Origin of the sequence: Bacteroides sp. 2_2_4, assembly GCF_000157055.1 — a bacterium.
Lineage (GTDB): Bacteria > Bacteroidota > Bacteroidia > Bacteroidales > Bacteroidaceae > Bacteroides > Bacteroides ovatus.
The window spans coordinates 145204-160042 of sequence record NZ_EQ973363.1 but is presented as its reverse complement, the minus strand read 5'-3'; the positions used below and the strand labels follow the sequence as shown (position 1 = coordinate 160042).

The 14839-nt window shown below is 44.3% G+C and carries 6 protein-coding genes; 1 reads left to right on the top strand and 5 read right to left on the bottom strand.

The features are described from left to right. Nucleotides 1–145 precede the first annotated feature (145 nt). The 5 genes from BSCG_RS08900 to glmS all read right to left on the bottom strand — a co-directional run bounded on the left by BSCG_RS08900 (nt 146) and on the right by glmS (nt 9847). Nucleotides 146–1516: an OprO/OprP family phosphate-selective porin gene (locus BSCG_RS08900; protein ID WP_008651603.1), complete on the bottom strand. Its 1371-nt coding sequence runs from the start codon at nt 1514–1516 to the stop codon at nt 146–148. 171 nt (nt 1517–1687) lie between these two features. Further along, nucleotides 1688–4915, bottom strand: a complete 3228-nt coding sequence (gene carB, locus BSCG_RS08905) for a carbamoyl-phosphate synthase (glutamine-hydrolyzing) large subunit (RefSeq protein WP_008776597.1) — start codon at nt 4913–4915, stop codon at nt 1688–1690. 2 nt (nt 4916–4917) lie between these two features. After that, complete coding sequence (gene carA, locus BSCG_RS08910; RefSeq protein WP_004309298.1) at nt 4918–6063, bottom strand: glutamine-hydrolyzing carbamoyl-phosphate synthase small subunit; 1146 nt, start codon at nt 6061–6063, stop codon at nt 4918–4920. A 27-nt stretch (nt 6064–6090) separates the two neighbouring features. Beyond that, nucleotides 6091–7974 (bottom strand): amidophosphoribosyltransferase, encoded by a 1884-nt coding sequence (locus BSCG_RS08915; RefSeq protein ID WP_004309300.1) that lies wholly within the window; start codon nt 7972–7974, stop codon nt 6091–6093. Between the two features lie 28 nt (nt 7975–8002). Further along, nucleotides 8003–9847, bottom strand: coding sequence for a glutamine--fructose-6-phosphate transaminase (isomerizing) (gene glmS, locus BSCG_RS08920; RefSeq protein ID WP_008776596.1), 1845 nt, complete (start codon nt 9845–9847; stop codon nt 8003–8005). Between the two features lie 362 nt (nt 9848–10209). Between glmS and gltB the strand changes: the two genes are divergently transcribed. After that, nucleotides 10210–14760 (top strand): glutamate synthase large subunit, encoded by a 4551-nt coding sequence (gene gltB / locus BSCG_RS08925; RefSeq protein ID WP_008776595.1) that lies wholly within the window; start codon nt 10210–10212, stop codon nt 14758–14760. Nucleotides 14761–14839 lie beyond the last annotated feature (79 nt).

Genomic DNA, 14839 nt, shown 5'->3' with positions numbered 1-14839 from the left:
AATACCAATCCTGAATAATCAATATCAGTAGGAATTTCCGGTTCCGAGTCATCTTTACACCCAACCAAAGCCAAAGCACAAAGTGTGCTCATCAGCAAAAACTTTTTCATAATCATCTTTTTTTAATTTATATCGTTATTCGCGTTTAAAAAGAAATCATTGTACGCAACTGAAATACATTAAAATCGATTCCTGAAGGCATTACTTCACTTAAAGGTTTACCTCCCTTGGTAATTTGTCCTTTAGAGTCGGCATATTTATCATTATTCATATAAATGTAATTCAGTCCAATCACCACATTACGTACAGGATACCAGTTCAACGAAGCAGAATAGCTGGTTGCCTTACCTCCTGTTATATACGCAGCCGGATCATGGAAATCATTCATATTTATATTACTGATACGAGCCGCAACTTCCAAATTCCCCCCTTTACGACGCATTTTCATTGGACCAAATTCCGCCTCATCCGGGGAGTATTGACGGTTTTCTCCCAATATCATATAAGATGCCGTAGCATACCAACCATTAAATACTGCATTTTTCAAATCAGTCTTTTGATTATTAGCACCATAGGTATAGCGGGATATGTTGTTATAAATATACTCTCCATAAGTCAGCAACTTACGATAACGGAATCCCAGTTCGAAGCCTGTAGTATAATAATGATTGACATTCGAAATCTCGGCTTGCACAAATCGGCGACGGTCTACCCTGCTCTCCGGGAAAGTCCGGAAAAGAACCGTTTTATCCTCCAGCCCTGAACCGGAAGGTGCCTGATAGTTAAAGTATCCGCCGACATGAATCGTCATATCTTCATTGTAAATAGGCGACACTGCTACACGGGTAGCCAGAGCATAACCGTCATTCCCTCTATTACGCTCTTTCTGAATGATATCCACTTCCCTACCAAATACTCCAGCGGAAGCCCACCAATGTTTTCCCCAACCAGTTCCGGCAAGTCCCAGACGGCGCCCGTCAGCAAAAGCTTCCACTGCCATCGGACGTTCCGAAGCCATCAGATATTTAGAACTTGTTGTGCGTTCCATACTCATCGGAACTTTAAAATTTCCCGCCTTTACAAAGAAATGATTATTAAATTTATAGCCCAGATACATATCTTTTATTTCCACTTCATTGTAAGCGAAATCCAGATCCAGTTCTGCAAACCATTTTTTGTATAAAGTGGCTTTCACACCGAAACGTGCACGACGAATACTCACCCCGTTACTAAAACGGAATTGGTTGTCATCGTCCTCCAGATCCTTGTTCGTTTTGGATGTCAGATCATCCACATTCGATGTGGGCGAATAAACCGCTGCATCCAAATAAATTCGATTATCAAACCATAAATGAAAGTTTTCATTTTTAGAAGCAAAGTGAAGTTTTCCACTCTCAAAATAAGCCTTTACAGGTATCTTACCCGATTCATCTTCCCAACCGGAAGTCGTGTTTTGTCCCCATACTGAAGTAAATGCCAACAGACCGGCAACCAGAATCATGTTTCTTTTTCTCATATCGTATCTCTATCGTTTTGCAGGCGCAAAGTAAACGACATGGAAATACAAATGAATGACAGAGTTATTACATTTCTACAACAACAAAGGCCGCTCCCGAATAACAGGAACGGCCTTACCATTTTCATTTCAATGTGATGTCAGCCTCTTTTCAAAAAGATGACATTCTGCTTATTTATACTCTGCCCAGCTCTTGATAGCTATATCATCCACACTCATCGTACAGAAGGCATTGATAAATGCACTAGCCAGACGGGCATTTGTAATCAACGGTATATTCAAGTCAATGGCAGCACGACGGATTTTATACCCATTACTTAATTCTCCGGCTGTCAGATTCTTCGGGATATTGACTACCATGTCGATCTCCTTGCGATGAAGCATCTCCAATGCTTGCGGATGTCCCTCCTCACTCGGCCAATAGACATGAGTACTTTCAATTCCATTCTCTGCAAGCGTTTTGTGTGTACCACCCGTTGCAAAGAGTTTGTATCCCTTATTCACCAACATACGGGCCGCATCCATCATATCGGCTTTCTGTTTCATTGTTCCCGTAGACAGCAGGATATTCTTCTTTGGAATACGATAGCCCACGGAAAGCATCGCTTTGAGTACGGCACAGGAAGTATCCATTCCGATACAACCCACTTCACCGGTAGAAGCCATATCTACTCCCAACACCGGATCAGCCTTCTGCAAGCGGTTGAAAGAGAATTGGGAAGCCTTGATTCCCACATAATCCAGTTCGAAGAGATTTTTTTCCGGTTTCTCTACAGGCAGACCGAGCATTACTTTCGTTGCCAGCTCGATAAAGTTGATCTTCAACACTTTGCTGACAAACGGGAAAGAACGACTGGCACGCAGATTACATTCAATCACCTTGATATCGTTGTCTTTCGCCAGATACTGAATATTAAACGGACCGGAGATATTCAAAGCCTTAGCAATCTCACGGCTGATACGCTTAATACGGCGAACAGTTTCTACATACAGCTTTTGCGGCGGGAACTGAATCGTTGCATCGCCGGAATGTACTCCCGCAAATTCGATATGCTCACTTATAGCGTATGCTACAATTTCTCCATTCTGCGCCACCGCATCCATTTCCACTTCCTTGGCGTGTTCGATAAACTGGCTTACTACCACCGGATGTTTCTTCGATACATTAGCTGCCAGTTTCAAGAAACGTTCCAATTCTTCCTGGTTGGAACAAACATTCATCGCAGCTCCCGAAAGCACATAAGACGGACGAACAAGTACGGGGAAACCTACCTCTTCAACGAACTCCTGAATGTCATCCATAGAAGTCAACTCACGCCAACGGGGCTGATCCACACCGATACGGTCAAGCATGGCAGAGAATTTCTCACGATCTTCGGCATTATCAATACTCTTGGCACTCGTGCCTAGAATATTGATCTTCTGTGCATCCAGACGCAAAGCAAGGTTATTTGGAATCTGGCCGCCGGTAGATACAATTACCCCATGCGGATTCTCCAGTTCCAGAATATCCATCACACGTTCAAAAGTCAATTCATCAAAGTACAAACGGTCGCACATATCATAGTCCGTAGATACGGTTTCAGGATTATAGTTAATCATGACACTGCGCCATCCCTCTTTGCGAATGGTATTCAAAGCCTGTACGCCACACCAGTCGAATTCTACGGAAGAACCGATACGATAAGCACCGGAACCCAATACGACGATGGATTTATGGTCGCCCAGATAACGCACATCATTTGCTACACCGCTATAAGTAAGATACAGATAATTGGTTTGTGCCGGGTATTCGGCTGCCAACGTATCGATCTGTTTCACTACCGGAAGAATGCCTGCCTCTTTACGGTGTTTGCGGATATAAAGAATCCCATCTTCCATATCCCCTTCGTAACCGATGGCACGGGCAATCTGGAAATCAGAGAAACCTTGAACCTTAGCTTTACGAAGCAATTCGTTCGGCAGATCGGCAATCTGTTTGTGATTGTTTCCCCAACTATGCAGTTCTTCGGAAGTCTTCATGATATTCATCAACTTTTGCAAGAACCATTTATCAATCTTAGTCAGTTCGTGCACCTGATCGATGGTGTAGCCGGCGCGAAACGCTTTCGAGATCACGAAAATACGTTTATCGGTCGGTTCGCGCAAGGCTTTGTCGATGTCGGAAATAACCAGTTCTTTGTTCTCCACAAAACCATGCATTCCCTGTCCGATCATACGAAGACCTTTCTGGATAGCTTCTTCAAAAGTGCGTCCGATAGCCATCACTTCACCCACAGATTTCATAGAAGAACCCAACTCTCTATCTACACCGTGGAATTTACCTAAATCCCAACGAGGAATCTTACATACGACATAATCCAGTGCCGGTTCAAAGAAAGCGGAAGTAGTCTTGGTTACAGAATTCTTCAGGTCGAAGAGTCCATAACCCAATCCCAATTTGGCAGCAACGAAAGCCAGCGGATAACCGGTTGCCTTAGATGCTAAAGCCGATGAACGGGAAAGGCGGGCATTTACTTCGATCACCCGGTAATCTTCGGATTCGGGATCGAAGGCATATTGTACGTTACATTCACCCACGATACCGATATGGCGGATGATACATATTGCCAATTCCCGAAGTTTATGATACTCTTTATTGGTAAGCGTCTGTGAAGGAGCAATAACGATAGACTCACCGGTATGAATACCCAGCGGATCGAAGTTTTCCATATTACAAACGGTGATACAGTTATCGAAGCGGTCACGTACCACTTCATATTCCACTTCTTTCCAACCGCGTAGTGATTTCTCCACCAATACCTGTGGGGAGAAAGAGAATGCTTTTTCTACCAGCACATCCAGCTGTTGTTCATTATCACAGAAACCGGACCCCAAGCCTCCTAACGCATAAGCAGCACGAACAATCACCGGATAGCCCAGTTCTTTTGCTGCGCGACGTGCATCTTCCGCATTTTCTACGGCTTCACTCTTGATGGTTTTTACATTGATCTCATTCAATTTCTGAACAAAAAGTTCACGGTCCTCGGTATCCATAATGGCCTGTACCGGAGTACCCAACACTTTTACATTATATTTTTCAAGAATACCTTCTTTATACAATGCTACTCCACAGTTCAGAGCCGTCTGACCACCGAACGCCAGCATAATACCTTCCGGTTTTTCTTTTTGGATCACTTTCTCTACGAAGTACGGAGTCACCGGAAGAAAGTAAATTTGATCTGCCACTCCTTCGGAAGTCTGCACCGTAGCAATATTCGGATTGATAAGAATGGTTTCAATACCCTCTTCTTTCAAGGCTTTAAGTGCCTGTGAACCGGAATAGTCAAATTCACCAGCCTCACCGATTTTCAGGGCACCTGAACCTAATAGCAATACTTTCTTTATATTTTCTTTCATTGTTACAATAGTTTTACAAATTCGTCGAACAGGAATTCCGTATCCGTAGGTCCACTCGCAGCTTCCGGGTGGAATTGCGCAGAGAACCAGGGATTCTTTTTATGTTTGATTCCCTCGTTGGACCCATCGTTCATATTGATAAACAACGGTTCCCACTCTGCACTCAACGTATTATTGTCTACGGCATAACCATGATTTTGTGAAGTAATGAAACAACGTTCCGTACCTATCATACGCACCGGCTGATTGTGGCTACGATGTCCGTATTTCAATTTATAAATCTTGGCTCCGCCCGCTTTTGAAAGCAACTGGTTACCCATACAGATGCCGAAGATAGGCAGTTTCTCATTTACCATCGCCTTCCGTATATTCTGTACCGCAGCATCACAAGTATCCGGGTCACCCGGTCCGTTGGAGATAAACAACCCGTCAAATTCGAGTCCGCTATAATCATAATCCCAAGGTACACGGATCACTTCTACATTACGTTTCAGCAGACAACGAATAATATTTGTCTTTACACCGCAATCTACCAGGATAACCTTCTTAAATTGAGAATTGAAAGTTGAGAATTGAGAATTAAGCTGCGCATAGGAACTATTTACGGAGAAAGTTTGTGAAGTTCCGGCAGGAAGATAGCAAATAATCTCTTTGCAAGATACACGATCTACATAATTGACGCCTGCGTATACTGCTTCAGGCACATTATCCGGTTCATCATCGAAAACGATTTTTCCCATCATTACTCCATGTTCACGAAGAACCTTAGTCAGCTCGCGCGTATCAATGCCTGTGATACCGGGAATCTGCTCGCGTTTCAACCAGTCACCGAGACTTTCCACCGCATTCCAGTGGCTGTATTCATAAGAATAGTCACTTACGATAATCGCTTCCGCATGGATTTTCTCACTTTCCATGAAAGTGGCAAGTCCATTCGGTTCGATGGTAAAAGGAGGAACACCGTAGTTGCCTACCAGAGGATAGGTAAGCGTCATCAACTGTCCGGCGTATGAAGGGTCAGTAAGGCTCTCCGGGTATCCGGTCATGGCAGTATTAAAAACTACTTCGCCTGCCACCGGCTTCTCGTAGCCAAACGACTTACCGGAAAACCGGCTCCCGTCGTCAAGGATTAATGTCACATTTCTCATTCTTATTATTGAATCGTTGTATGGTTGTTAGAATTGATACATTTGTTCTATATAGTCGATGAACGCCCGGTTCACCATTTTCACACCTCCCGGTGTAGGGTAGTTACCGCTAAAATACCAGTCGCCTTTATGATGCGGACAAGCCTCGTGCAATCCCTCCAACGGTTGATAGACAATTTCCACTTTCGCCTTTGTTCCCTTGGGAGTCAGCAGTTCCACCATCTTGGCAGAGATTTCCTCATCGGTGAACGGAGCATAGATATTCTTCACATAGTTTATCATCTGCTCTTTCGGCAGTCCCACCTGATCTTTCGATTTACGGTAGGCAGCCGCAATCACATCTTTCATATCCCGCTCCTTTAAAAGTTCGACAGCAGCTCGGAAAGCGATAAACTCACTCATCTTTGCCATATCGATACCGTAATAGTCAGGATAACGCACTTGCGGAGAAGAAGATACTATCACAATCTTCTTCGGACCGAGACGGTCGAGAATACCGATAATACTTTGTTTCAACGTAGTACCACGCACAATGCTGTCGTCAATAATCACCAGATTATCAACACCGGGTACCAGACTTCCGTATGTAATGTCATACACATGGGCTGCCAGATCATTACGACTGTTTCCTTCGGCAATAAACGTACGGAGTTTGATATCCTTGATCGCCACCTTTTCGCTACGGATGCGGCGGGAAAGAATGACTTCCAGTTCCTCCATATCCGGATGATGCCCTAATGCAGCAATTTGCTGCACTTTCTCCTCATTCAAGTAATCGTCCAGTCCCTGCAACATTCCGTAGAAAGCCACCTCCGCAGTATTGGGAATAAAAGAAAAAACCGTATGATCGATGTCATTATTGATAGCTTTCAATATTCTCGGAACCAACTTTTCACCCAACCGTTTCCTTTCCTTATAAATATCGACATCACTCCCACGGGAGAAATAGATACGTTCGAAAGAACAGGCATGATTTTCGCGCGGCTTGTTAATTTGCGAAGTACGGATTTTACCTTCTTTGCTGATTAACAATGCTTGCCCCGGTTGCAATTCTTTGATTTCCTCAAACGGAACATTCAAAGCAGTCTGGATCACCGGACGTTCGGAAGCAAGAACAGCTATCTCATCATCCTGATACCAGAATGCAGGCCGGATTCCCCACGGGTCGCGGATGGCGAAGGACTCGCCGCTCCCGGTCAATCCGCAGATCACGTATCCCCCATCCCATTCGCGGCTGGAAGTGCGCAACACGTTTGCCAAATCAATATATTCTTCTATATAATGAGTGATTCCCATGCCCGTAAGCCCCTCGGCTTCGGCAAGATTGAATACACGCTCCACTTCACGGTCAAGACGGTGTCCCACCTGCTCCAACATGATATATGTATCGGCATATTTACGCGGATGCTGACCAATGGCAGTGATACGGGCAAATATCTCGTCCACATTTGTCATATTGAAATTTCCGCAGAGGGCCAGATTCTTGGCACGCCAGTTATTTCTTCTTAAAAATGGATGCACATAAGAGATTCCGGATTTTCCCGTAGTGGAATAACGAAGATGTCCCATATATACTTCACCGGCAAAAGGCAAAGTTCGTTTGGCATACGCTGCATCGTGCAACTGTTCGGGAGTGAGATCCTTAAAATTGTTTTGAACGTTTTCAAAGATTTCCGTAATGGCTCCGGAACCTAAAGCGCGTTCACGAAACATATATTCTTCACCCGGATTTGCTTCCAGTTTCACACATGCCAGTCCCGCACCTTCCTGTCCACGATTATGCTGCTTCTCCATCAACAGGTAGAGTTTATTAAGACCATACATCCATGTCCCGTACTTTTTCTCGTAATACTCTAACGGTTTGAGCAAGCGTATCATGGCAACGCCACATTCATGTTTCAATTGTTCCATCTCTCTATATACTAGTTACTACTTAAAGTTACTCTACTGTTACCGACTTCGCCAGATTTCTCGGCTGATCCACATCCATCCCTTTGCATACCGCAATGTGGTAAGCAAGAAGTTGCAGAGGTACCGTAGTAATTAACGGATCGAGACATTCGATTGTTTCAGGAAGTTCGATACTACAGTCAGCGATTTTGCTGATAACGGTATCTCCTTTCGTCACAAATGCAATCACTTTTCCTTTCCGTGCCTTAATCTCCTGAATATTACTTACTACTTTCTCATACAACCCATTCTGGGTAGCAATCACCACTACCGGCATTTCCGCATCGATCAGGGCAATCGGTCCATGCTTCATCTCCGCAGCCGGATAACCTTCGGCGTGAATATACGATATTTCTTTCAATTTCAATGCACCTTCCAGAGCAACGGGATAACTATATCCGCGTCCCAGGTAAATAAAATTATGCGCATAAGTGAAAGTTTTCGATAACTCCGCCAAAGTATCATTCAATTCCAACACCTCTTTCATTTTTTCCGGAATATGATTTAACTCCTGTACGATTGAAAGATAATGCTGTTCGTCAATGGTTCCTTTCGCTTTGGCAAGTGTCAATGCCAACATCGCCAATACAGTGACCTGTCCGGTAAATGCTTTGGTAGAAGCCACCCCGATTTCTGGACCCACATGAATATATGAACCGGTATGAGTGGCACGGGGAATAGAAGAGCCGATCGCATTGCAAATGCCATATATAAATGCCCCGCGGCTTTTCGCCAATTCCACAGCAGCCAATGTATCTGCCGTCTCGCCACTCTGGGAGATTGCTATCACCACATCCTGCCCGTCAATCACCGGATCACGGTAGCGGAATTCGGAAGCATACTCCACTTCCACCGGTATGCGGCAAAAACTCTCAATCAGATGCTTACCGATCAGTCCGGCATGCCAGGAAGTTCCGCAAGCAACAATAATAAACCGTTTGGCATTCAGCAGCTTTTCCCGGTGATCTATCACAGCAGAAAGCACCACATTATCAGCTTCCACATTGATACGTCCGCGCATGCAATCACGAATACAATCGGGCTGTTCGAAAATCTCTTTCAACATAAAGTGCGGATATCCCCCTTTTTCCAACTGACCGAGGTTGAGTTCCACCTTCTTTATTTCAGGTATCATTTCGACATTGTTCAAGTTGACTACCTTCAACTCCTTCCCCAGATTCAAAACAGCTATTTCCCCGTCTTCCAGATAAACCACTTTATCAGTATATTCTACAATCGGAGTAGCATCTGAAGCAAGAAAGAACTCATTCTCTCCAATCCCCACTACCAATGGACTGCTCTTACGGGCAGCAATAATCTCATCGGGATGCTCCTTATCAAGAATCGCAATCGCATAAGCACCAATTACCTCCCCTAACGCCAACTGAACAGCCGTCAACAGACTGACCTGATTAGTGACTTTCATGTATTCTATTAATTGAACGAGGACTTCGGTATCTGTACTACTTTTAAAAATATAGCCTTTGGCTTGAAGTTTTTCTTTAAGAACGGCGTAGTTTTCAATAATACCGTTATGAATGAGAGCGAGCTTTTCGGAAGAAGAGTAATGAGGGTGGGCGTTAGCAGAACAAGGTTCCCCGTGAGTAGCCCAACGGGTATGGGCAATTCCGATTGTACCGGAAATATCTTTCTGTGTGACGAAATTTTCAAGATCAGAGACTTTTCCTTTCGTCTTATACACATTTAACTGTTGGTCATCACTAATGATTGCTACCCCCGCGCTGTCATATCCACGATACTCCAGTCGCTTCAGCCCTTTGATAAGGATAGGGTAGGCTTTTCGTTTACCAATATAGCCTACTATTCCACACATATTATGATATTTTTATTTCGCCTGCAAATATACACATTACAAATAACATAAAGACAACAAAAAGCATATTTATTTGACAGAAACGCATAAAAAAGTTGCAAACACATCAAAAAGTTAAATAATATATTATTTTTAGCTCAAAAAGAAACAAATTACAATCAGCTTCAAATAAGGATAAATAAGCTAACAAATTAAAAGCAAATTTCCTGTTTTTAATAACAAATTAAAAGAATAAAGATTCCTATTCTCATTTCGCGTCACACAAAAGCTAAATTTCACTATCATTTTGAAATTAAAATATTAACTTTGCCAAACAATTTGATACATCAAACAGGTATTATCATACAATAAAGCTAGTAAGAATGAAGAAACAAGAACTTTTTAACAACGTAACAGAAGGATTCCCTTACCAACGACAGCCCCAACAGGTAGGCTTGTACGATGCGGCATACGAACACGATGCCTGCGGTGTCGGTATGCTGGTTAACATTCATGGAGAAAAGTCACACGACATTGTTGAGTCGGCTTTAAAGGTATTAGAAAACATGCGCCATCGTGGTGCCGAGGGTGCGGATAACAAGACCGGTGACGGTGCAGGTATCATGCTTCAAATTCCGCATGAGTTTATTTTATTACAAGGTATTCCTGTCCCCGAAAAAGGACGGTACGGCACAGGATTATTGTTTTTACCGAAAAACGAAAAAGACCAGGCAGCTATTCTAAGTATTATTATTGAAGAAATTGAAAAAGAAGGACTCACATTGATGCATTTACGCAATGTGCCCACCTGCCCCGAAATCCTGGGAGAATCGGCTCTGGCAAACGAACCGGACATCAAACAAGTGTTCATCACCGGATTTACGGAAACGGAAACTGCCGACCGGAAGTTATATCTGATCCGGAAAAGAATCGAAAATAAAGTCAGATTGTCATCTATTCCGGCAAAAGACGATTTTTATGTTGTGTCACTCTCTACCAAAAGCATTACATATAAAGGTATGCTTTCATCATTACAGCTGCGCAACTATTATCCGGACCTGACAAATAGCTATTTTACCAGCGGACTGGCATTGGTGCACTCTCGTTTCAGTACCAATACATTCCCTACATGGGGATTGGCACAGCCGTTCCGTCTGCTGGCACACAACGGTGAAATCAATACTATCCGTGGTAACCGAGGATGGATGGAAGCCCGTGAAAGTGTACTCTCCACTCCCACTTTAGGCGATATAAAAGAAATCCGCCCGATTATACAACCGGGCATGAGCGACAGTGCTTCTCTGGACAATGTACTGGAGTTCCTGGTGATGTCAGGATTGAGCCTGCCACATGCCATGGCTATGCTCGTGCCGGAATCTTTCAACGAGAAGAACCCGATCAGTGAGGATCTGAAATCATTCTACGAATACCACTCCATCCTGATGGAACCGTGGGACGGACCGGCCGCACTACTATTCAGCGACGGACGATTTGCCGGAGGTATGCTCGACCGCAATGGCCTGCGCCCTGCCCGTTATCTGATTACTAAAAACGATATGATGGTAGTGGCTTCGGAAGTCGGTGTTATGGATTTCGAACCGGGAGACATCAAAGAAAAAGGTCGCTTACAGCCCGGCAAAATCCTGCTGGTGGATACGGAAAAAGGCGAGATCTACTATGACGGCGAACTGAAAAAACAGTTGGCTGAAGCCAAGCCTTACCGCACCTGGCTATCTACCAACCGAATCGAACTGGATGAACTGAAAAGCGGGCGCAAAGTTCCTCATCACGTAGCAAACTACGACCGGATGCTTCGTACTTTCGGCTACTCCAAAGAGGACATCGAAAGGCTGATTATGCCGATGGCAAGCACCGGAGCAGAACCGATCAATTCAATGGGTAACGATACGCCACTCGCCGTACTTTCAGATAAACCACAGTTGCTTTACAACTATTTCCGTCAGCAATTTGCACAGGTAACCAATCCGCCCATTGATCCCCTTCGTGAAGAACTGGTGATGTCATTGACGGAATACATTGGAGCAGTCGGTATGAATATTCTGACGCCCAGTGAAAGTCATTGCAAAATGGTACGCCTGAATCATCCGATTTTAAGCAATACCCAACTGGATATTCTTTGTAATATCCGGTATAAAGGCTTCAAAACAGTCAAACTACCCATGTTGTTTGAGGTTGCCAAAGGGAAAGCCGGACTGCAGGAAGCACTGACCCATCTTTGTAAAATGGCGGAAGAATCCGTGACGGAAGGTGTAAACTACATTGTCCTGACCGACCGTGAGGTGGATATTACCCATGCTGCCATTCCATCATTGCTGGCAGTAAGCGCTGTTCATCACCACCTGATTTCAGTTGGTAAACGGGTGCAAACGGCATTGATCGTAGAAAGTGGTGAAATACGTGAAGTGATGCACGCCGCGTTATTGTTGGGTTTCGGAGCAAGTGCCCTGAATCCTTACATGGCATTCGCTGTCCTCGACCGACTGGTAAAAGACAAAGATATTCAGTTAGATTATACCACTGCTGAAAAGAACTATATCAAATCCATCTGTAAAGGCTTGTTTAAAATCATGAGTAAGATGGGTATCTCTACGATCCGCTCCTATCGTGGTGCTAAGATTTTCGAAGCTGTCGGTTTGAGTGAAGAATTGAGCAAGGCTTATTTTGGAGGACTCGGTTCACCGATCGGAGGTATCCGTCTGGAAGAAATAGCCAGAGATGCCATTGCTTTCCATAAAGAAGGATTTGAAAGTATTAAAAATGAAGAGTTATTAAAAAATAACGGTTTGTATGCTTTCCGTAAAGATGGAGAAAAGCACGCATGGAATCCGGAAACAATCAGCACTCTGCAATTGGCTACACGACTGGGGAGTTATAAAAAATTTAAAGAGTACACCCATCTGGTAGACGAAAAAGAGAAGCCTATTTTCCTTCGTGACTTTCTGGGATTCCGTCGTAATCCGATTTCAATCGATCAGGTAGAACCGGTGGAAAACATTCTGCATCGTTTCGTCACGGGGGCTATGTCTTTTGGTTCTATCAGCAAAGAGGCTCATGAGGCAATGGCTATTGCCATGAATAAAATTCACGGACGCAGTAATACCGGTGAAGGTGGCGAAGACGCTGCCCGTTTCCAACCGCTGCCCGATGGCAGTTCTTTACGAAGTGCAATCAAGCAGGTAGCTTCCGGTCGTTTCGGTGTAACGGCAGAATATCTGGTTAATGCGGACGAAATTCAAATCAAGATAGCACAGGGAGCCAAACCGGGTGAAGGCGGACAACTACCGGGATTTAAAGTGAACGATGTGATTGCGAAAACACGTCATTCCATTCCGGGAATTTCGCTGATTTCTCCTCCGCCTCATCATGATATTTATTCGATTGAGGATTTGGCACAATTAATCTTCGATTTGAAAAATGTAAATCCACAGGCCAAAATCAGTGTGAAACTGGTAGCAGAAAGCGGCGTCGGTACGATTGCTGCGGGTGTGGCAAAAGCAAAGGCGGACCTAATTGTCATCTCTGGTGCTGAAGGGGGAACAGGTGCTTCTCCGGCTTCTTCTATCCGCTATGCGGGTATCTCACCGGAATTGGGATTGAGCGAGACACAGCAAACACTGGTTCTGAACGGACTTCGTGGCCAAGTAGTTCTGCAAGCCGACGGACAACTGAAAACCGGACGTGACATCATCTTAATGGCACTAATGGGTGCCGAAGAATATGGCTTCGCCACCTCGGCATTGATTGTATTAGGGTGTGTAATGATGCGCAAATGCCATCAGAATACTTGTCCGGTGGGAGTTGCCACACAGAATGAAGAGTTACGTAAACGCTTTCATGGACGCAGTGAATATTTAGTAAACTTTTTCACATTCCTGGCACAGGAAGTCCGCGAGCATTTGGCTGAAATGGGATTCACCCGGATGGATGATATCATCGGGCGTACAGACTTAATCGAGCGCAAGTCCGATGCCAATGACCCAAATCCGAAACATGCTTTAATCGACTTCACCAAATTGCTGGCACGTGTTGACAACAGTGCGGCTATCCGTCATGTCATCGACCAAGATCATGGAATTTCTGCTGTAAAGGATGTAACCATCATCGATGCCGCACAAGAAGCTATCGAACATGAGAAAGAGATTTCTTTAGAATATACGATTGCCAATACAGACCGTGCAATAGGTGCTATGCTTTCCGGAGTAATCGCCAAGAAATATGGTGCCAAAGGATTGCCGGAACATACGCTGAATGTAAAATTCAAAGGTTCGGCAGGTCAATCTTTCGGAGCTTTTCTCGTACCGGGAGTTAACTTTAAACTGGAAGGTGAAGCGAATGATTACCTGGGTAAAGGATTGAGCGGCGGGCGTATCTCCGTATTGCCTCCTATCCGCAGCAATTTCGAAGCCGAAAAAAATACAATCGCCGGTAATACCTTGCTTTATGGCGCAACAAGCGGTGAAGTATATATCAACGGCCGTGTAGGAGAACGTTTCGCTGTTCGTAACTCCGGCGCAGTTGCCGTCGTAGAAGGCGTGGGTGACCATTGTTGCGAATACATGACCGGAGGTCGTGTGGTAGTCCTCGGACAAACCGGACGTAACTTTGCAGCCGGTATGAGTGGCGGTGTAGCTTATGTATGGAACAAAGACGGCAACTTCGATTATTTCTGTAACATGGAAATGGTGGAACTGTCACTCATCGAAGAAGCCAGCTACCGGAAAGAGTTGCACGAACTAATCCGCCAGCATTACCTCTACACAGGCTCGAAACTGGCACGCATCCTGCTCGACAACTGGAATCATTACGTAGATCAATTCATCCAAGTAGTGCCCATCGAATACAAAAAAGTACTGCAGGAAGAACAAATGAGAAAGTTACAACAAAAAATTGCAGATATGCAAAGAGACTATTAGATTTACAATTTGACTATTTACAATTTACTATTTGAATGTATAGTATAGTCTGTAAATAGTCAAATAGCAAATGATAAGA